Origin of the sequence: Shewanella mangrovi, assembly GCF_000753795.1 — a bacterium.
Classification (GTDB): domain Bacteria; phylum Pseudomonadota; class Gammaproteobacteria; order Enterobacterales; family Shewanellaceae; genus Shewanella; species Shewanella mangrovi.
The window spans coordinates 1-18,659 of sequence record NZ_JPEO01000031.1; the positions used below are offsets into that span (position 1 = coordinate 1).

Genomic DNA, 18,659 nt, shown 5'->3' on the forward strand with positions numbered 1-18,659 from the left:
TTTATAAGTGAATTTAGTCAGTTAAGAGCTCAGTGAACGCTGATCTTTTAATTTTTACACAGTATGAGCAAGCCGTGCAACGACTGCAAGCCTACAAATTTGAACTGATCGTCACTGGAGAACAACAGCGCCAGATGCGCCGTTTTTCGGGTGCCTGCCGGTTTGTTTTTAACAAGGCGCTGGCGTTGCAAAAAGAGCGGCATGAACAGGGTGAAAAGAAGCTCTCCGCTTTTGAATTGAACAAACTGTTACCACAATGGAAGGCAGTGCCAGAAACACAATGGCTGTCTGACTCACCTTCTCAAACACTGCAACAGTCGCTGAAAGATTTAGATCGGGCGTACAAAAACTACTTTGCCAAACGTGCTGATTTTCCCCGTTTCAAAAGGAAAGGTTCAGGTGATAGTTTCCGTTACCCGCAGGGCATCAAGCTGGAGCAGGGAAATAATCGTATATTTCTGCCCAAAATCGGCTGGTGCCGTTACCGTAACAGTCGGATGGTAGAAGGTAATATTAAAAACGTCACGGTCAGTCAGTCGTGCGGCAAATGGTTTGCTGCTATTCAGACTGAACGTGACGCTGCTATTCCTACACCTAGTGGCGATATGATAGGTATTGATGTGGGTATTGCTCGGTTCGCCACCTTGTCTGACGGTTCATTCTATGAACCACGCAACAGCTTCAAAACGCTGGAAAGCGCCTTGCGTAAAACGCAGCAGGCCATGAGTCGCAAGGTAAAATTCAGCAACAACTGGAAAAAGGCTAAAGCTAAAGTCCAGCGTGTCCATGCAAAAATCGGCAACAGCCGCCGTGACTACCTGCATAAAACTTCAAGCGACATTAGCAAAAAACACGCGATAGTCTGTATTGAAGATTTGCAGGTAAAAAACATGTCAAAATCAGCGTCAGGAACCGCAGAGCAACAGGGGCGGAATGTCAGAGCAAAGTCAGGACTGAATAAAGCTATCCTCGATCAAGGCTGGTTTGAGTTTCGTCGCCAGCTCGATTACAAGCTGGCATGGAATGGCGACCACCTGATCGCTGTTCCGCCGAAAAACACCAGCCGGACATGCCCATGCTGTGGTCATATATCGAAAGATAACCGTATGGCTCAAGCCCGCTTTGCCTGTGTGGAATGTGGTTTTGAAGAGAATGCCGATGTGGTCGGCGCGATCAACGTATTAAGGGCGGGGCACGCCCGATTAGCCTGTGAAGTGAGTGGTGCAACAATGCCGCCAGCAGCAGGAACCCACCGAAGCGAGTCAGGCGTTTACGCTTAACCGCAGTAGGAATCCTCGTCGTTTACGGCGAGGAGGATGTCAATAACGTATTAATTTGCGAGCATCTTTCAATAATAGAATTAATTGTTTTTCTCTGACAGGAGAGGAAACAAAACCAAAGCGCTCATAGAATTTAGACGCTCGATCATCAATCGGGTGAGTAAGTAGGGCTCTGATACCCACTTGTTCTGAAATCATCAACGTGCGACGAATCGCATCTTGTAACATGCCCCCCCCAATACCGAGACAGTGATGATTTATTGACACAGCAAGACGAGCTAATATCACAACCGGGATCGGATATTGACCCATGCCTCGACGAATTCTCTCTGGTGCTTCATAAGTCTCAACCTGACCAACCGTTAGACTGAAATAGCCAATCACAATATTATCGTCTGAAACCACAAAAGTTTTCGCTGAACTACTTGATTGAGCTTGTCTCGCATGTCTTAAAAGCCATTCATTTAGCGATGGATTTCCGCAATCAAATTGCTCGAGGAGATGTTTATCATGCAACACCTCCGGTTTAGATATGGCCATTATTTCTCCCAAGGAGCCTTGCGGGAGAAAAGATCTTGTAAACCTTGGTTGTCTCGCGCGGGTTGATCGAGCATATCAAGTAAGTTTTGATACTGTTCACCGGAAACAACGAATAAACGTTGATCAAGTAGAGTTTGTTCAGCAGCATGACAAGCACTATCAAGAATGAAATCAGTTAATGATTTATGAGCAATGTCAGCAGCATGACGGAGTACCGCTTCTTGCTCAGGTGTAGCTCTGAGACCAAGCCTCGCTGAGCGCGATGTACGTGTAATAGAAGATGCAGAACTAGCCATATTAATCTCGACTAACAAAAAATGAATAACTCAATGTTAGTACAATGAGCAAACAAGATCTACTGTGAATAGGGCATAGACATAATGACTCCCACACGCTTCTCTTGAGACCATTTATCGGTGCCATGCTTCCATGCCCAGCTCAACGGCACGATGATGTGCTTTCACTGTTCTGAGTCCGCGTTTAACAAGGCCAGCCAGAGGGACCACAAAAAACCGCCGCTTCGCTCTGGTTTTTTGGCTCGTGCAGGCAGCGTTATGAGCTTCCAATACGTCAGGTTGCCGTACGTTGCCATCGATTGATTTTTAACCTATAATGTACGGAAGAAATCCGTACATATGAGGTGTGTTATGGCTAATGCACGTTTAGATTTGCGTATCGACGAAGATGTTAAAGCTAAAGCTGAAAAAGCATCCGCTTTACTCGGTCTGAAAAGCTTGACCGAATACGTTGTCAAATTAATGGATGAAAACGCATCGAAGGTCATCGCTGAGCACGAAAGCATTACCGTCAAAGATGATATCTTTGATCAATTTATGGCTGCTTGTGAAAACGCTAAAGAACCCAATGATTCACTAAAATCCGCGCTGAATTATACTCGTGAGCAAGGGTTCAAATGATGTGGGCTGAACAATTTGTTGAATTAAACAAGTCCGCACATGATCGTGAGTCTTTTGATTGTGGTGAAGATGAATTAAACATTTTTATCCGTCAATTCGCTGCAAAACATATGCAAGCTGGCATCAGCCGAACGATGGTATTACCAGCTACAATGATTTTACCGAACGATAAATTACCCATTTGCTCATTTTATACAGTGGCACCAAGTTCAATCGGTCGAGAAACATTGCCTTCTAATCTGGCAAAGAAATTGCCGCATTACCCTGTTCCTGTATTTTTATTAGCTCAACTTGCTGTCAATTCTAAACACCAAGGTAGCGGTTTGGGTAAAGTCTCACTGATCAAAGCTCTCGAATATTTATGGCAAGTGAATAAATATCTTACTGCTTATGCAGTTGTTGTTGATTGTCTGAATGAACCTGCAGAGCAGTTTTACACAAAATATGGGTTTGAATTGCTATGCGAAAATAATGGTCGCAAGCGACTGTTCATGCCTATGAAAACCGTCAATCAGTTATTCAGCGTTATGGGTTAGAGTTCCAGCTAGTAACTAAAAGTAGTTCCCCAAACTCCAGCGAGCCTACCTCTTGAGTCTTTGTCATTTTCACGGTCATTGGTCTGAACAGAACTAGGCAGACGGCGGTGATATTGCTAGTGGCAATTAATTCAAAAACCCTATGATTTTATAAAGGAAAATTTAACGTAAATCAAAGTAAACCAATTTTACAGTCGATAGATTTAGTGAATTAGTGATTTTTCAATAATGGACTTTTATGAAATCGGTATATCGGTCGTTTGCTCTTTTAGCTTTGCCGCTCCTCCTCATTTGCAATAATGCCAAGGCAGAAGTGGATATGGGGACATATCTTAATCTCTGTCGGGCATCTCAAGATGTCTGCAAACTGATGTTTTTTTCTACTGTTGATGGGATAAAGTGGGGAGTTTTAACAAACGAAAACTATCGCGGTGAAACCGATATTAAAACCCAACAGCATTTCTTTTGTTGGGATGAATTGAGTAAGAAATCGCAGTCAGCTTTGTTTGATGAGTTTTTCAATTCTTTGAATGTGAATGATTTTTCATCAGGAACAGGTGCCCAACTCCCCCTGGCATATGCCGTTACCGCTTCCTTAAAAGCAAAATACCCTAGTTGTAAAAAATAGCATCTATCAAGAGGCAAAATTCTCATCTCTATACTTCTCATGGGGATGAGGTATTGGTATTTGATGGCTTGCTATTTTAGTTAATGTTATCAATTAGAAATGATTAATTTGGAGTAAATAATGAAAAAGGCCGTGGTATTTGGAGTACTCGCTCTTGTGTTGTCGGGTTGCGGAGAGCGTGCGCAAATTGACCAATCTAAGATGTGTCTTGCTAGCACGGACCAGGATGCTAAAGCATGTAAAAATGGTGAATTGGTGACATTCAAACCATCAAGTTGGGGGAATGAACAGTTACCGCTCAATATTGCAGCAGCCTATTGCGATTTCAACTATGAAGTGATGTACAACAACAGTGGCGTGATTTGTGTCTTTACCGATAAGCGACTGGGTTTGCTGGGAAAATAAGTAATAGAACTAACTTAAAATCAGGCAATGCCGCCAGTTTTCCGGCGGCATTGTTTACATCGAATGGCAAACTTGGTTTCAGGTGTCACACACAAGTCCTAGTTTCCGTAGCCAAACATATCCTGCTGGGCTTCGTGGGTTACTCTAGCTTTAGCTTTAGTTACCTCGATGATAAGCTCATCCCTCATTTGTTTCACGGTTGGATAGTGATACGCATCTTTTTCAATTGGGATTATGTCGGTGGGCGAGGTCCCATGAATTGATTGATGCATACCGAGCGAAAATTCACCATTTCCATTTTCAATGATCGATAGCTTTGCGCGGTCAGGTTTGATGAGCTTACAGAGTTTTGTGTTTACGAACATCTGCATACTAAAACGAAACATCAAGTAACCTGAAGTCATCACTGTCTGTTCAATTTCTACTACTCGAATAGTAAATAAAGACTTTAAACAATCATCAACGAACGCGACACCCACGTATTCGTTATCCACGTATAAAATTGCATTATCAAATTTTTTTACTTGTAGGTTATTTCGATATTTATTAATAATTTCTTTAATACTATGAAAGTCAACAATAATATACTTAATCTGCTTTATGGTTTTAGGCATCTTGCTATAAAAATTTTCAATGCCAGCCAGCTCGCACGTTACAGCTGTCGACGACGTTTTTAGTATAAACTCTTCACCCTGTTGAGCTATCTGGATTTCTTTTACACCAGGTTGCTGACACATCCATCGCAATTTATCGCCCACTGCTTGGTTAAATACTAATTCTGTCGGTAATTCGATATGGTAGGGAAGTTTCGTCTCTTCAATTATGCCATTGCGTTGCACTTTAATTTTATTTTCATCAGGATGTATTTCAATCAATTCAAAGGGAATATGCAGTTTTGCGGCATTGCAAATGGCTAACCCAGTGTTGGTCGAGATTTTTGTCATTGGTCTCGACATGATTTCATCGAGGTAGTTTGCCTGCTGTTTATCTATTTCTTCACATCGATAATTACGAATGCCGCTCTCTTTAAGGTTGTCATTATCTTGTCGATATATATAAACAAATTTAATTGATTTTGCTTTGCTATCAGAGATTTCGACATCAAGGCAAATATTGTCATTAATAGGGAAATAGGGCGGTAATTCAGATATATAACCTCCCTTAACTGAGAAGCCTACCGATTGTAAGCCGGTGGATTCTGGCGCTAGCGGTATGGTGCAATAGGCATAGGTAGGTTTTTGTCCACTGATGATAGTCAGCGTTTTTAATACCGAGTCAACCAGTAGCGTTGCAATACTGTTGGGATAACGGATGTCAATATTGGCAAATACTGGTAGCAAAATGTCTCGATGAGCAGCAGATATAACTAATTTCATAGAACTTCCTCATGTTGTTGGGTCTGAATTAAAAAATGATGCGCAGCATTAATAACTTGCTTTGATAGCTGCGATGTTGGGCGCATGTAGATAGTTAATTGGGTTTGGCCTGAAGGATGCTTAATCACCTTTGAAGCTTCCTTTTTCAGCGCAAATTGCGTTTTTAAAATAGTTTCTTGGCGGTCGCTGCGTAGTTTTCGGTTGATGGCAAGCTCGAAGCTGAAATTCAGCCATCGCAATTCCTTATGACGAAACGCTTTGGTAAAGGCTTGGGCATTTTTCGTGTTACAGGCTAGTCGCAGCACGAACCCGAGTTGATCGGTATCCAACTCAATCGGGGGCAGCGATTTTAAGGCGGTCACAATGGATTTCGGCAGTGGTGCAACAAAGTGTCCTGCTCCGTCTCGCCAAAGTTGACTTAATGCCGAAAAATCAACGTTCTTTGCCTTTGTCTCACCTTTGAGCATCTCCAAAAAGAGATAACCTGGCAGGGTGTTATTACTGTTGCGGCTACTTTGTCGCCAACGTAAAAAGTGATCTGCGCTAAAAGGCAATGGCGTCTGTTCACGTGAGGGAAAAATCACCGACCATAAGTCATCAATGGTTAATTTGATGGGCTGTAAGCGTTTTTCCTCTGGCGATTTTTCGGAATATTCAGGACTGATTTTTTGTGATTTTTTGGATAGTGCCGTTGACGTCGGGGATAGCCCAAATAAGTAGCGTAACGTTTGGTGTGAGTAAGTCCTTTCAATATCCTCACGAAATTCAGGACTCAGGATTTCTAGCATCCAATCAATATCATGCAGGTAAGATCGCCGGGTTGTACCGTAAAATTGGTGCGCCAATTCTCGGCAGATCTCATCTAACAGAATGCCATGGTTAACATGGCGAAACGGGCGTTCTTCGAGCCAGTAATTGAAACGAGCATTAATGGCTTTAGTTGCCAACATCTCTTGTGCGAGTGGGTGAGGCGATACGTGGTAACCCTCAGGAACTTCACTTACCGCTCGGAATGCCTGAATAACAAGAAGATGAGTACCGCTATGCCGTAGGTGGTGAAAGGTCACTTTGGAACCCAATGTTGTTTTCAACGCCCGACTGACTGGTAAGAGGTAATAATGTTCACGTGAACTGATAGACTCGCCTTCAAATCCAATGAAGGGTTGCTCAGCGCTGACGTTATGCTTCATGGCGAAGATTTCCGCGAAAAACGGCCGATAGCACTTGGGGATTAGCGTATGAACGTCTCTTGATTTGCCGTTCTTTGTGCGGCCTTCCTCTGTATGCGTGATGAAAAGGGATAGCGCACCGGTTTCCTCATCAAACTTGATGTCGCGCTTTCTTAGACGTAATACTTCACCTCGGCGCAGCATGGAGAACATGCCCAAAAGTGAAGCAGCTACCGAGAACAAGGTTCTAATTGGATTATGGTTAGACGTTTCAATGAGCAGATTAATGATCCGATCAAATTCTGCGAGATCCAGCCTGAACGCGTTGACAGAAATTGGAGATGACGGCGCCGTAAAGTTTGCGATATCTAAGCCTTCTGTCAGCTCTTGCACACTCATGAACTTAAGAAATTTGTAGATATCTTTTTGGCAGGATTCGCCATCGACTGAATCGTATAGCGCCAATGCCCATTGTTGTAACGCCTCTTCGTTTGTCGCATCTGCATACGACAGCGAAAACGGCTCAAGCCACTTGGTGAAACCGGTATAACTTTTGATGGTCGCGAGGGCGAGAATTTGCTTTATCGGACCGCCATAGACGAGCAGGTGTTGTGCATACAGAGAAACCATTTGTGGAAGAATGTTGTCACTACGCCATTGGGTGATCCGTTCAACGACGATGGTTTCTCTGCTTCGTTTGAACAGTGCGTTATGAGGCCAAGCCCTAGAGACTTTCTTGGCCGGAGGAACTTCGACATCAACTTCAGCCTGAACACCGATCTCAAATACGTTATCAATCTTGGGGAGTTCGTCTTGCATTTGCACGGCAAAATGCCGCTCTGGAAATGATAGATCTTTGATAAGCTGCGGCGGCAAGTTGAAATGAACAAACCACCAGATCTGGAACCGATAGTGCCAAGTGAACACTTTCCCCTGAGCCAGATTTCTAACCTCAGCCCATTGGTTTAACTGATTGACTAGCTGCTCTTCTGTAATACTTATGGCCGCATTGGTGTAGTAATCACTCAAAAGTCGATAGCTGAACGGGGTGAGGGCGTAGTGCGTAAAGGTGGGTTCATCATCGTGTTTCACGAGGTGGAATATTCGCAAACGTGGCCTTGCTTGACTGACATCCATACACGTTGAATTACTTAGAATTTGGGCAATATGACACAGGGGAAGTGGGGCAACTTCTAATGCCAGGCAAAGTGCCATAAATGTGGTAGATACTGCGTTAGGGGCATCAAAAAATGCCACTTTGTCTTTTTCAAAGGCAATCTTAATAGCGCTAGCATTATTGGCCTCAGGTGCAACTTTTTTAAACCACTGTTGGCTCGCATCAATTAGCTGTGTTGTTGTTGCTTCTGGAAGCGTCCAACTGCATTGTTCTTCTAAATACTGCAGTATGTTTTTAAGCGCTAATTGATAGTGACGATGCTTTCCTGTCGGCAGATTGGCGAACAATTTACGCGCTTGCTTGATGTCCTCCTCAGTCAATACGCGATTTTTATGATTGATGCCGTCCCAGCGACTCAATAGCCAAATTAAGTCTTCGGTATTCGCGCCTGATTCGCTCTGCAGTAAGCAGTAATCAGCGATATCACTAGCCAATTTATTCAATGATTTCTCATTCATAGCTCATTTCTCGAAGGCGAAGTCTTTTCGGTAACCAATTGGCGTAAGAAAGGATTTTTTTTACGGTCGCTGGAAAGATGTTGTCGCTACCTAAGTGCTCTCCAAGGTTTGAATGTCCCATTAGGCGTGCAATATCATCGTCATAGAGGCGATAAGAATTCGTTGTAGTTGAGGCGCAGTAGGAAAAGAAATGCCTGAGTTGATAGGACTCTTTGTTCGGCCAAAGATGGTTCAATTCTTGTTGAAGTAACTTATGAGAAAGCGGAGTCGTCTTCCCTGAATCTAGGAGATAAAACCACAGGTATTTGCTCTTGTGGATGTTTGGAAGTGTCGCGCGTACTCGTGTCTGGAACGCCAAGTAGTGTTTGATTTCACTCAACAGAAAATCACTCAGATAAATGGGGCGCAGCTGTCCTTTGTCTGAAACAAAGGCCACGTGCTCGCCCATAAAGTACTGCCATTCGATGCTGATCGCGTGAGTTGGTCTTACACCTGTCAGCAATATGAACAGTAGGACCATGCGGGTTGTTGCGGCGTTGTAGAATGTGAGCCAAGAAGACTCTTGCTCAATGAATGATGAATGGGAAAGCGCTTTAGAAGGTTTTAAGTGACAGAGCCAATCATCTAACTGAGCAAAGAAATTAATGACTTCGTATTCATCAAGGGCGCGCTTTCCTCCAAAGATAATTGGGGGAACTGCTTCTGTAGCGTACCCGCCAATAGCGGTGTATTGGGTAATTTTCCCGCCTGCTTTTAAGTAGCTAGGTAACTCAGGAACGTTAGACAGTAACGGGAAGGTCATTTTCTTCGAGTACAAAACTAGGCATGAAGCGACTTCATCACGGCGGCGTCCTGTGACTGGCAAGGTGCGTGCGGCTTTTATTAAGCGTGAGATGTACCGGTTATAGGCATCAAAAATCTTTCCCCTGATGCGGTCACTGTCGAATGTTAAATAGGTACTCGCGCTCCGATGGTGTTGCTCCTGCTCAGGGAACATCACTTCACGTACTGGGGCCGTTAAGGTGTTGTCCGCTTGCGCACACCCCCAGAAGTATTGTTGAAAAACGTCTTTATCCACTCTACGAAGCGAGGTTAGCGATGTTGGTGTCTTCCATGCATTTAACAAAAGGCGATAGAGTCGCGTCTTTCCTTGTGGGTTTAATAATGGGGTTCTGTATTGCTTTTCACGTGCTATTTGGAGGAAGTAATCAGAAAAATATATTGGGATAGGAAACCATAAATAGTGAGTCGTGCCTTGTTCCTCAAATGGGTGAGAATATTCACACCATGAATTATTGCCAGACCTCACCTTTCTAATTGCATTCGGGATACATTCATCATCACCATTTATTAAAATGAGTTCTGGTATATCTTCGGCATTATTAATCTGGCCAGAGATACCCTTTAACCAGATATAAATTGCCGTAACTGTCATTTCTGCCCGATATTTTATAGGCGCGTTTTTTAGCTTATTAAACAATATTAATAGCGGCACGATGTAGAGCGATGCGTCTGGAGAGACGCCACCAGAATTCCTAAGGCGCTCGGTACGAGCAATCGCGATTTTGTTCATAGTCTCACCTCATCGTTATTTGATTTAGTTCTGGTGAGCCTCCGATACATTGAGGGCTTGGTTTTAGCTGTGGAGCATTGGTGATTGAAATCGTTAAGGTTTAGCATCAGCTCTTTACCCTTCATTATTGAGTAAGGTCATTTTACGCGCTCCAACCGATTGGCCTTTCCCGAAAAACGGCCTATTTTGAGTCGCCAAATCGAAATCGCCGCATTTTACGGTTGAAAAACGAACATCCTGGCGTTTATTGTTGTGAGCTAATTTAGATTTTGATTTCTATTTTTTTGCTGTTTTTTTCGGCACGCTAGGCTCTAAAAGTCGATGTGTATGATGTCGAATCGTTCTGCATTGACAGGTTTATAAGTGAGATTTTTTGGATTCAGTTATTACGATGGGATACAACATGTTTGTATTAATAAAGTTTTGTTTTTTAAATAATGTAACACCTGGTAAGGTGTAATTGTTTTTTAGGGGGTGTATAAAAATAATCTTTATTTCTGAATATTAAAATTGTGAGTTTATTAATGTTTTTAATATTTTTAAATTCATCTGTAAAATTATTTTGTTGTACATTTGATATGATTTAATATTTTATGGGTGCAAGAATGAAATACTTAATTTTAGGTGCTATTGTATCAACGATTTCATCATCTGTAGTGGCTAATGAATATATATCACTCCCACCTTTCACTAATGGTAAAATGGTCGTGGATAAGTGCGAAGGGATACCTGTTAAGCCTGTTGATGGCGCCGTGATTCAGTGCGAAGGTATAGAATCATACAAGATCCTTTCACCATCTCTGGTTCATTTGCGAGAGCGTCTGGAAGCGGACCCGATCCAGAAAGAGCTTTTCGAACTATATGAAAAAAATTTCTCTCAACGTTTAGGCGTATCACACCAAGCTACTATATCTGTTAATGGTAGAGTTTATCGTTTGATTACCAATCAATCGTATGGTTTCTATGTTAACGAAGAGCGCTAAGGTTTAATCTCAGCAGGTCTTGTGGGATTATAATGTTGGTGATAATTTGAACATGTGCACTGTCGTCATGGGGATGCCGTAATGTCTACCACTCAGTTTGTACTTGTTGGTGTAGTAGCATTGCTTTTTGGATTGGGCGGTATAGGAGTTATCTATATCGAACTGCAGAAGCAATACAAGCGCATTGATAAGATGAATGAAAGCAAAAAAGCGGTTTCTGTTGATAGGAGCAAGCCTTAATCCTCAACGCTACTTTTTTTCTGCTGCTCAATTTTTATATCTGTCACTATTGTGGTAGTAAATGGCGGTATTCCCTCACCACCAAGCACGACATTTGGTAGTAAACAGCGATATTACCTTCGGCTCTGCCTGGCTCAGGGCCAGTCGAGCGACACAATCCGAACCAAACAGTACGGGGTGAGTAAATTCGCTGCCTTGGCGCTGAAAACGGATATCCGAACCATCGACCAAATCGATATCAAGGTTATGGACGACTATATGGAGTGTACCGCAAGACGCTGGATGGAAAGCCGCTGTGCGCTGCCAACAAGTACAGCCTGTCGCTGTGCATCAAATGCTTTATCGGCAAGATGCACAACCGGGGCTTGTTGCCGTCCCATTCGCTTTTGAACATGGAACTGCCCAAGATCGGCAGGCCGTTGCCGAAAGCTATATTCACCGAGTCAGAGGTCGAGAAAATCCTTGAGCAGCCCCTGTTGTTCGGCCTGAAAGGCGCGCGGGACCGCACCATTCTGCAAACCTTCTTCGCCACGGGGATTCGCCGCATTGAGCTGCTGCATCTGGATATTGAAGATATCGACCTGACGGAGCATCTGGTACGGGTTCGAAAGGGAAAAGGCAACCGGGAATACATTCTGCCGGTCAGCGACCGGGCCTGCGAGTGGGTGGCGTTTTACCTGGCGAAACTCAGGCCTGGGTTGTCGAGCATCAGCTCGGGCTCTGCCCTGTTCCTGAACGACCTAGGCAAACAGTTCAAAGCGAATGCCCTGTCCGATATGGCCTCAAGGTACGTGCGGTTGGCCGGGTTCAAACGGGCCGGTTCGTGCCACCTGTTTCGGCATGCGACGGCAACCATAATGCTCGATAACGGCGCCGACCTTCGGCATGTACAGGAAATGTTGGGGCACGCCAGCAATACCAGTACCCAGGTCTACACCTTCCTGTCGCGTTATAAGCTCACTGAGGTATACAACCGGACGCATCTTTCAGCCCTGAGTGATAAGCATATATTTGATACAAGAAAAGGGTAATGCATTTGCATTACCTCTTTCTTCCATGTTAAACTTTAAACAAATGCCCATATTTCATATTGAGAGGTTATTATGGCTATGGCTCAAGTTGCATTAGAAGCAGAGTCCACACTGACAGACCGCTTTCAAACTACAGTGCCAAGTCCTGTTCGCCAGGCATTGCACTTAGGCAAAAAAGATAAGATTAAATACGCTATTCAATCAGACGGGAGTGTGATTATTTCTCGTGCCACCACCGCCTCCGAGAGTGACCCCGTTCTTGGTGAATTCTTGTCATTTATCGCTAATGACATGCAAGCTCACCCCGAAAGAATGCAACCACTCACAGCAAGTATGCGCGAAAGTGTGGAAGCCTTGGTTAAAGGTGTGGAGGTAGATTTAGATGCGTCACTCATGGATGAGGATGAATAATTTTGTCGCAAAGTATTCCAATGGTTGTAAATGGTTGGACACTTTACACGCATCCATTATTCGCAGAACAATATTTAGGGCTGAAAGCGCGGGTAGAAAGCCTGAAGCAGAAAGACCCAACGGGTTACGTTAAGAAAAATGCCACCAAACGATTAGCGGCTATTCAAAAACTGATTTTTCAGGTGATCCCACACGATCCAACAAGCCCAGATTTCCGTCAAGGAAGTACCTTGGGTAGCGAGAATAAGCATTGGTTTCGGGCTAAGTTTTTCCAACAATATCGCTTATTCTTTCGTTATCACTTAGAGTCGAAGGTCATCGTGTACGCGTGGGTCAATGACGAGAAGAACAAACGCGCCTGCGGAAGTAAGACGGATGCTTATAAAGTGTTCGAAAAGATGTTGAAGTCGGGTAATCCACCCGAAGGATGGGATGAACTTTTAAAAGCAGCCGAAGACGAAACGCTCTCACCATAAGCTCTTCGCTTGTTTTTCCACGAGAAAATTGCCTGGTTCGTAATTCCGATTATTTCACTACAAAGCACGGGCTTACAATCCGAAGCTGGGCCGCTTTATGCAAACTGTAGTGGTCAAGTCATTTTGGCAAAATAGTTGTAGGAAATGGGGCAGACTCTATCCCTAAGCAATTAGCTAATGATGACCGCACGGAAAAAGCATTAAGTTTTTCGCTTGAATGCACGATATTTGCTAACAATGTGTCTGACATTGTTTCTGACTTATCTTGCAGTTGAAGCACTCGGTCTATTTCAATGTTCAAAACCAGCAATAATCGCGCATGTGCCCTTGCAGGCAAACGTTGGTGTTGATATTTTGAGCACAAGGAACCGTGTCATGGATGCAACCGTAATGTCTACTACTATGTTTATCGGTTTAGCCGCTTTTATGTTGTTAGCTGGCGCAGGCAGTATAGGCTTGCTCTACGTTGAAGCGCAGAAACAATACAAGCGTATTGATAAGATGAACGAAGGCAAGAAAGCGGCTGTAGTTGATAGTCGCGATGCCGAATGACGAACGCTTTTTTGCCACAGCTCAATTTACTGTCGGGCACCTTTGTTGTGTGTATTACTACTGATTCATTTAACGTCACTGCGGGCAAAATAGAACCAATTGGTTTTTATAAAAGTAAGCCCCAATAACGTTTAAGTAATCCCGTAATACGATAAGTACAGGCGTACCATAATTTCCATAACCACGTTCGGCAGAGCTCTCAAAAATCGGTAAAATTTTCGCGTTTGGCCTACTACAATGTAGCGTTTTCCCTCAAAAAACAGGGCTTCCTAAAATATAAATATTTTTAATATCAATAGGTTATGATTTTAGAAAATCCGCCCTAAAAAAATGGATCTATTTTCGTAACTTTCAAGATAATATCGTTAATATTCAATAAGTTAAAAACACAGCTCGCACAACATTTCAAAAAATGTAAATCTATAATAATCAATATGTTAGATAAAGATGGTGTTAAAAATGCACTCACATGGATGATTTTTGGTGGTGCCCGGTGGCGCGTTCGCCAGAGTATTGAGCACGTTATGCAGGGTTACGTTGTGGGTTTTCAGTGCTCGCTGGCTGGACGCCAACCAAAGAGCGTTTAGAAAAATACACCGCTAACGGCTTGTGCAAGCAAGTGCTCAAATCCCATCTTTTGGAAGCAAGCTAATATGTTGATGATATCGATATATGGCCATTACGTGTCGATATTTTGATATTTTTTCGACATTGAAGTTTGATGTGTCGATAGTATCGACATAAACTGCATCCTAATAATATACGTGTCGAATTTTTTAAGGGATTTAAACATGACATGGTATCCCGACCAGCCACACAATGTGCTGCCAGCATTGCCACCAATGCTTGAAAGCATTGAGACGCATGCTGTACTCAAAGCTTGTATTCCCGCTCGAGCAGCCCTTGCTGAACTAAAACAAGCGGGGGAGTTATTGCCCAATCAAGGCTTGCTCATCAACCTGTTGCCTCTGCTTGAAGCAAGAGACAGCTCTGAAATTGAAAACATCGTCACCACTACCGATAAGCTGTTTCAGTATTCGCAAGAAGATACCGGTGCAGATCCCGCTACGAAAGAAGCACTGCGTTACCGTAGTGCGCTAAACCAGGGCTTTCGCCAGTTGGCGCAGCGCCCGTTATGTGTGAGAACTGCTTTAGAAGTCTGTAGTACGCTCAAAGATAGCGAGATGGAAATTCGCCGCATTCCCGGCACCACCATTAGCAACCAGATGACCGGCGAAGTGATTTACACGCCACCAGCGGGCGAGGCGGTGATCCGCGATCTGCTGAGCAATTGGGAAAAGTTCATTCATAGCGAAGATGATATCGACCCACTGATAAAGATGGCGATTGCTCATTATCAGTTTGAAGCCATCCATCCATTTTATGACGGTAATGGCAGAACTGGCCGAATTCTCAATGTGCTGTTTTTGATTGAGCAGCAATTGCTAACATTACCGATTTTATACCTCAGTCGTTATATCGTGCACCATAAAGCGGACTACTATCGACTGCTCAACCAAGTGACCCGCGAAGGCGATTGGCAAGCGTGGTTGCTGTTTATGCTGAAGGGCGTTGAGCAAATGGCCAACTGGACCTGCGGCAAAATCGCAGCCGTGCGCGAGTTAATGGAATTGACCAGCGAGCATGTCAGAACCGCTTTGCCCAAGATCTACAGCCACGAGCTAGTACAAGTAATTTTTGAACAACCTTATTGCCGTATTAGTAACTTAGTTGAGCGCGACATTGCTAAGCGTCAAACCGCGTCGCTCTATTTAAAACAGTTGGTAGATATCGGCGTTTTAGAAGAACTCACCGTCGGTAAAGAAAAGCTATTTGTGCATCCCAAACTGATGCTATTGATGACCCGTGATAGCAACCAAATTACGCCGTACCGAATAAATTATTAGGCTTCATGTGGTTGCAGGCTCGCGATGCTATCTTCAACTACTCGGTCTATTACAATGTCAAAATCAGCAATAATCGCGCGTGACCTTGAACTAATCTGTCTGAGACGGAGTATTAAATCGTTACCCAGTAATAAAGTTGCATACTCTTGAATTGCTGGGTCGGCGGTATCTTAATGTTTATCAGCGAGTTATCAACCAAGCATTCGAAAATGCACATCAAAATGAAATTATACATTGTATAAACCCATTTCTAGTGATAACTTGTTTAAACAATGTATCATAATTGGTGAGGCTAATATGCAGACCAGCATCAAAAAATGGGGTAACTCTGCCGGAGCAATTATTCCTGCTGCCGTGTTGAAGAAGGCCGGGTTCGGTATGGGGGATCAAGTTGAAATAGAGGTTGTTCAAGGGCGTATTGTAATGAGCCCAGCAACCCCAACCTTCACACTTGATGAGTTGCTAAGTGCAAGTCCAAAAGGGGCTTTTGAACTTGATTCAGAAGATACTCAATGGCTGAGTTCGTCACCTGTAGGTAAGGAAGACATCTGATGAGTTACAACCCAAAACGAGGTGACATAGTGTGGGTTGATTTTGACCCATCTGCGGGACACGAGCAGGCTCATCATCGTCCAGCGCTGGTACTTTCGCCTGAACCGTTCAACAAGCAAATTCAACTAGCTTTAGTCGCGCCAATAACATCTAGGGTTAGAGGGCATGGTTTCGAGGTGGCAGTTGATACCGACAAGACCAAAGGTGTTGTTTTGTGCCAGCAAGTCAAGACTATTGACTATGCGGCAAGAGGCATCAAGTTTATCGAAAAAGCCCCGATTGCCGTGCTAAATGAAGTGCTTGCAAAAGTACGGGTGCTGGTTAGTTAAAAGAAACTATGAACTATGCGAAGAATTGATGGAAAAATGCTGAACAATTTGAACAGCCTCATTTTGAGGCATTAGGGGGCAATGAAATATGTGCCATTCCAGAGCTCCCTTCGTTGGTGAGCTACACTTCGGAACAGCTATTTAGGCGCTGTACTTTTGATAGCAGACCATCGCAAATGCAGTCTCTTATGGTTGGAGGGAAATCTTTAGGGAGGTTCGCCTTAACATCTGAGATAACGCTTTGAGCCTTTTCAGCGAACTCTTGCATAATCTTTGTCATTTCCTCTTGAGGGAAGCCAACAGCTTTAGCTGTGCTGTAGAAATGACGAGGGAAGATCTGCTCTACCTTGTACTTCTTACCTTTAGATACGGTTAGTCCCATGGCAAGTTTGGCATCACTAGGATGCAGCCCTCGGTTACCAAATGCCGGATACATAGACAAGATGTCATAAAATGGGGTGAGCTGATAACGGCCTTCCGGCCTGATAAAAATGGAGAAGTTCTTAGCGTGACCATCGGTTGCTGCAAGCAACCAGAATAAGACTTGCGACTTCATAAAGTTGTACCGATCTTGCGCGGCGGTCATAGAGCCTTGCAGAAAATCCATGATTTGTTTAATGCCGGGGCCACCATGAGTTTCATACTTTTTGGCCGAAGGTACGTTAAGCACCTGACAAAAATCCTCTTGAGGCAGCCTCAAAAGCTGTTCCCCATTTGAAGACAATCGTCGATCAAAACGTTCAACGACAAGCGCTTTAATATTATTCGTTTTAAGGATTGAGCACTCGGGCACATCTAGGCCAAACGCAGCGGCAAGCTGCGTACAGAGAAACTCATTTTCTACGCTGTCTGAGAGATCGATGCTGTATGAATGCGTTTCAATTTTACCGATTGGCAGTTTAATGATATGGCTGGTGGGCGTACCCCCTACTGGTAAACACCATTGGCCCAGCCATTTAAGTAAAGCGGTTTTCTCCTGCGCACCAGCAATAGAAATACGAAAATTATCTTCTGACTCAATCATGCCTAGCGGAGCTTGCTGCTGATAACCAGTCAGCACCGCCTGTAAGCTAGTATCGGTAAGAGGCTTATACTGTATTGGTTGACGGGTATCTGGTTGCACACTATGCGGCATTAACTGAATCGCCCCAATGCAGTCCATACCAATAGCGGTCAACAAATCAAATGGCTGGGTTGAATTGGTCTGATAGCGAGCAACGACGCGTTGTCTTATCTCAGAGTTATCTGGTAGAAGGTTATCAAAAAAGTTATAAACTTCATCGCCTTGATATTCTTGGCGGCGCAGAGGCATTGCCATAGAGATCGGGCGAGCACCTGCGGTAGCAAACCATTGTGCGTCATATTTAAAATGATGAGCGCCATTGGTGAGCTTAGATAACACTCCAACCAAATAACCATTCATATAAACATCAAGTGAAGGCATTACCATTCTTCCTTCCACGCAGATGCGTCATCTTGCCCCACTGAAGAGTTGCGAGGCTGAATGGACAACTCAAGCTCTAAGGCTGACAGTAACTTGAAAAATGTCTCCAACTTGGTGGACTCAGGCGACCGCTCAAAGCTCGATACAGTGTCTTGTCGAATCCCAACTTTGTTGGCGACATCTGCCTGTGATTTTTTGTCACTGAGCCTTACATCTTTTAGGTAGGCACTCAATTGTTGAGTTGTGGTAATTTTCATTGACCTACTCCTATCAGACCGTCCCATAAAACTGCTTCTGGCGACACGTTATAACCGTTAAGACAAGGATTACACGCTGTAGACGGTAAGGCAATTTTTAACGCCTGTAGCAGGTAAAGGGCTAATTACACGCTATCAGAGTTAAAAACTGATCTACACGTCACCAGCATGTCGAATGCTGCTCTTGGGCTGCACATCTGCAAGCGTGATGCGAGTGATTGCTGACTTGCCCTTATCCGTCGGCATTTTGCGTTCATCGATAATTCGGGGCAAAGAGCATTTCAGTTTTAATTACGATGAAGCTTGGCTTACTTCGAAGTTTGTTCATCAGATTGATCCAACTCTGCAATTGTACACAGGTGAGCAACATGCTGAGGATGATCTGAACCAGTAATAGTGGACACTTTGCTAAGCACTA

General features: G+C 43.8%; 21 protein-coding genes and 1 pseudogene. 14 read left to right on the forward strand and 8 right to left on the reverse strand.

From position 1 onward, the window contains the following. The first annotated feature begins 32 nt into the window (after positions 1-32). Positions 33-1,280 (forward strand): RNA-guided endonuclease InsQ/TnpB family protein, encoded by a 1,248-nt coding sequence (locus HR45_RS18690; protein WP_241461163.1) that lies wholly within the window; start codon positions 33-35, stop codon positions 1,278-1,280. 39 nt (positions 1,281-1,319) lie between these two features. On the opposite strand, the gene HR45_RS18695 is transcribed toward HR45_RS18690, so the two are convergent. Further along, positions 1,320-1,820, reverse strand: coding sequence for a GNAT family N-acetyltransferase (locus HR45_RS18695; protein WP_037445845.1), 501 nt, complete (start codon positions 1,818-1,820; stop codon positions 1,320-1,322). After that, positions 1,820-2,116: a type II toxin-antitoxin system TacA family antitoxin gene (locus HR45_RS18700; RefSeq protein ID WP_037445847.1), complete on the reverse strand. Its 297-nt coding sequence runs from the start codon at positions 2,114-2,116 to the stop codon at positions 1,820-1,822. The genes HR45_RS18695 and HR45_RS18700 overlap by 1 nt, the downstream gene beginning before the upstream one ends. Positions 2,117-2,467: 351 nt before the next feature. Between HR45_RS18700 and HR45_RS18705 the strand changes: the two genes are divergently transcribed. The 4 genes from HR45_RS18705 to HR45_RS18720 all read left to right on the forward strand — a co-directional run bounded on the left by HR45_RS18705 (position 2,468) and on the right by HR45_RS18720 (position 4,306). Then, positions 2,468-2,737: a type II toxin-antitoxin system TacA family antitoxin gene (locus HR45_RS18705; protein ID WP_037445849.1), complete on the forward strand. Its 270-nt coding sequence runs from the start codon at positions 2,468-2,470 to the stop codon at positions 2,735-2,737. Beyond that, on the forward strand, positions 2,734-3,273 hold the full coding sequence (locus tag HR45_RS18710) for a GNAT family N-acetyltransferase (protein WP_037445851.1): 540 nt from the start codon (positions 2,734-2,736) through the stop codon (positions 3,271-3,273). Before HR45_RS18705 ends, HR45_RS18710 begins: the two co-directional genes overlap by 4 nt. A gap of 238 nt (positions 3,274-3,511) precedes the next feature. Further along, on the forward strand, positions 3,512-3,901 hold the full coding sequence (locus HR45_RS18715) for a hypothetical protein (protein ID WP_037445854.1): 390 nt from the start codon (positions 3,512-3,514) through the stop codon (positions 3,899-3,901). A 120-nt stretch (positions 3,902-4,021) separates the two neighbouring features. After that, complete coding sequence (locus HR45_RS18720; RefSeq protein WP_037445856.1) at positions 4,022-4,306, forward strand: hypothetical protein; 285 nt, start codon at positions 4,022-4,024, stop codon at positions 4,304-4,306. A gap of 98 nt (positions 4,307-4,404) precedes the next feature. Here HR45_RS18720 and HR45_RS18725 read toward each other — a convergent pair whose 3' ends face one another. From HR45_RS18725 to HR45_RS18735, 3 genes are read right to left on the reverse strand one after another with little or no spacing between them, the layout of a single operon-like run. Then, positions 4,405-5,682 carry a hypothetical protein gene (locus tag HR45_RS18725; RefSeq protein WP_037445858.1) on the reverse strand — a complete coding sequence of 426 codons (1,278 nt, stop codon included), beginning with the start codon at positions 5,680-5,682 and terminating at the stop codon, positions 4,405-4,407. After that, the gene (locus HR45_RS18730) at positions 5,679-8,486 is read right to left on the reverse strand and encodes a site-specific integrase (RefSeq protein ID WP_052074845.1); all 2,808 of its coding nucleotides are present in this window, start codon (positions 8,484-8,486) and stop codon (positions 5,679-5,681) included. The genes HR45_RS18725 and HR45_RS18730 overlap by 4 nt, the downstream gene beginning before the upstream one ends. After that, a complete protein-coding gene (locus HR45_RS18735) occupies positions 8,479-10,059 on the reverse strand; it encodes a site-specific integrase (RefSeq protein WP_037445860.1) in 1,581 nt (526 codons plus the stop codon). The genes HR45_RS18730 and HR45_RS18735 overlap by 8 nt, the downstream gene beginning before the upstream one ends. A 605-nt stretch (positions 10,060-10,664) precedes the next feature. Here HR45_RS18735 and HR45_RS18740 point away from each other — a divergent pair. The 5 genes from HR45_RS18740 to HR45_RS18755 all read left to right on the forward strand — a co-directional run bounded on the left by HR45_RS18740 (position 10,665) and on the right by HR45_RS18755 (position 13,200). Then, positions 10,665-11,042 carry a hypothetical protein gene (locus HR45_RS18740; protein ID WP_037445862.1) on the forward strand — a complete coding sequence of 126 codons (378 nt, stop codon included), beginning with the start codon at positions 10,665-10,667 and terminating at the stop codon, positions 11,040-11,042. 81 nt (positions 11,043-11,123) lie between these two features. Beyond that, positions 11,124-11,282, forward strand: a complete 159-nt coding sequence (locus HR45_RS19475; protein WP_156104133.1) for a hypothetical protein — start codon at positions 11,124-11,126, stop codon at positions 11,280-11,282. A gap of 263 nt (positions 11,283-11,545) precedes the next feature. After that, positions 11,546-12,313, forward strand: coding sequence for a tyrosine-type recombinase/integrase (locus tag HR45_RS18745; RefSeq protein ID WP_037445863.1), 768 nt, complete (start codon positions 11,546-11,548; stop codon positions 12,311-12,313). A 78-nt stretch (positions 12,314-12,391) separates the two neighbouring features. Next, positions 12,392-12,724: a type II toxin-antitoxin system PrlF family antitoxin gene (locus HR45_RS18750; RefSeq protein ID WP_037445882.1), complete on the forward strand. Its 333-nt coding sequence runs from the start codon at positions 12,392-12,394 to the stop codon at positions 12,722-12,724. A 20-nt stretch (positions 12,725-12,744) separates the two neighbouring features. After that, positions 12,745-13,200, forward strand: a complete 456-nt coding sequence (locus HR45_RS18755; RefSeq protein ID WP_037445866.1) for a type II toxin-antitoxin system YhaV family toxin — start codon at positions 12,745-12,747, stop codon at positions 13,198-13,200. Positions 13,201-13,330: 130 nt separating this feature from the next. On the opposite strand, the pseudogene HR45_RS19480 reads toward HR45_RS18755, so the two are convergent. Further along, positions 13,331-13,477: pseudogene (locus HR45_RS19480) on the reverse strand (DUF4172 domain-containing protein); the annotation flags it as partial. Between the two features lie 98 nt (positions 13,478-13,575). Here HR45_RS19480 and HR45_RS19485 point away from each other — a divergent pair. The 4 genes from HR45_RS19485 (at position 13,576) to HR45_RS18770 (ending at position 16,540) form a co-directional block, all read left to right on the forward strand. Beyond that, positions 13,576-13,752: a hypothetical protein gene (locus HR45_RS19485; RefSeq protein ID WP_156104135.1), complete on the forward strand. Its 177-nt coding sequence runs from the start codon at positions 13,576-13,578 to the stop codon at positions 13,750-13,752. Between the two features lie 791 nt (positions 13,753-14,543). After that, a complete protein-coding gene (fic, locus tag HR45_RS18760; RefSeq protein WP_037445868.1) occupies positions 14,544-15,659 on the forward strand; it encodes a protein adenylyltransferase Fic in 1,116 nt (371 codons plus the stop codon). Positions 15,660-15,956: 297 nt separating this feature from the next. Then, positions 15,957-16,211, forward strand: a complete 255-nt coding sequence (locus HR45_RS18765) for an AbrB/MazE/SpoVT family DNA-binding domain-containing protein (RefSeq protein ID WP_037445884.1) — start codon at positions 15,957-15,959, stop codon at positions 16,209-16,211. Further along, positions 16,211-16,540, forward strand: coding sequence for a type II toxin-antitoxin system PemK/MazF family toxin (locus HR45_RS18770; protein WP_037445870.1), 330 nt, complete (start codon positions 16,211-16,213; stop codon positions 16,538-16,540). The genes HR45_RS18765 and HR45_RS18770 overlap by 1 nt, the downstream gene beginning before the upstream one ends. Before the next feature lie 121 nt (positions 16,541-16,661). Here HR45_RS18770 and HR45_RS18775 read toward each other — a convergent pair whose 3' ends face one another. Together HR45_RS18775 and HR45_RS18780 are read right to left on the reverse strand one after the other, a co-directional pair. After that, positions 16,662-17,984 (reverse strand): type II toxin-antitoxin system HipA family toxin, encoded by a 1,323-nt coding sequence (locus HR45_RS18775; protein ID WP_037445872.1) that lies wholly within the window; start codon positions 17,982-17,984, stop codon positions 16,662-16,664. Continuing rightward, the gene (locus HR45_RS18780; RefSeq protein ID WP_037445874.1) at positions 17,984-18,241 is read right to left on the reverse strand and encodes a helix-turn-helix domain-containing protein; all 258 of its coding nucleotides are present in this window, start codon (positions 18,239-18,241) and stop codon (positions 17,984-17,986) included. Before HR45_RS18780 ends, HR45_RS18775 begins: the two co-directional genes overlap by 1 nt. Positions 18,242-18,659: the final 418 nt, after the last annotated feature.

Coding starts and splice junctions, on each gene's coding strand:
- HR45_RS18695 (WP_037445845.1), bottom strand. CDS start 1,820: ATGGCCATATCTAAACCGGAGGTGTTGCATGATAAACATCTCCTCGAG.
- HR45_RS18700 (WP_037445847.1), bottom strand. CDS start 2,116: ATGGCTAGTTCTGCATCTTCTATTACACGTACATCGCGCTCAGCGAGG.
- HR45_RS18705 (WP_037445849.1), top strand. CDS start 2,468: ATGGCTAATGCACGTTTAGATTTGCGTATCGACGAAGATGTTAAAGCT.
- HR45_RS18710 (WP_037445851.1), top strand. CDS start 2,734: ATGATGTGGGCTGAACAATTTGTTGAATTAAACAAGTCCGCACATGAT.
- HR45_RS18715 (WP_037445854.1), top strand. CDS start 3,512: ATGAAATCGGTATATCGGTCGTTTGCTCTTTTAGCTTTGCCGCTCCTC.
- HR45_RS18720 (WP_037445856.1), top strand. CDS start 4,022: ATGAAAAAGGCCGTGGTATTTGGAGTACTCGCTCTTGTGTTGTCGGGT.
- HR45_RS18725 (WP_037445858.1), bottom strand. CDS start 5,682: ATGAAATTAGTTATATCTGCTGCTCATCGAGACATTTTGCTACCAGTA.
- HR45_RS18730 (WP_052074845.1), bottom strand. CDS start 8,486: ATGAATGAGAAATCATTGAATAAATTGGCTAGTGATATCGCTGATTAC.
- HR45_RS18735 (WP_037445860.1), bottom strand. CDS start 10,059: ATGAACAAAATCGCGATTGCTCGTACCGAGCGCCTTAGGAATTCTGGT.
- HR45_RS18740 (WP_037445862.1), top strand. CDS start 10,665: ATGAAATACTTAATTTTAGGTGCTATTGTATCAACGATTTCATCATCT.
- HR45_RS19475 (WP_156104133.1), top strand. CDS start 11,124: ATGTCTACCACTCAGTTTGTACTTGTTGGTGTAGTAGCATTGCTTTTT.
- HR45_RS18750 (WP_037445882.1), top strand. CDS start 12,392: ATGGCTCAAGTTGCATTAGAAGCAGAGTCCACACTGACAGACCGCTTT.
- HR45_RS18755 (WP_037445866.1), top strand. CDS start 12,745: ATGGTTGTAAATGGTTGGACACTTTACACGCATCCATTATTCGCAGAA.
- HR45_RS19485 (WP_156104135.1), top strand. CDS start 13,576: ATGGATGCAACCGTAATGTCTACTACTATGTTTATCGGTTTAGCCGCT.
- fic (WP_037445868.1), top strand. CDS start 14,544: ATGACATGGTATCCCGACCAGCCACACAATGTGCTGCCAGCATTGCCA.
- HR45_RS18765 (WP_037445884.1), top strand. CDS start 15,957: ATGCAGACCAGCATCAAAAAATGGGGTAACTCTGCCGGAGCAATTATT.
- HR45_RS18770 (WP_037445870.1), top strand. CDS start 16,211: ATGAGTTACAACCCAAAACGAGGTGACATAGTGTGGGTTGATTTTGAC.
- HR45_RS18775 (WP_037445872.1), bottom strand. CDS start 17,984: ATGCCTTCACTTGATGTTTATATGAATGGTTATTTGGTTGGAGTGTTA.
- HR45_RS18780 (WP_037445874.1), bottom strand. CDS start 18,241: ATGAAAATTACCACAACTCAACAATTGAGTGCCTACCTAAAAGATGTA.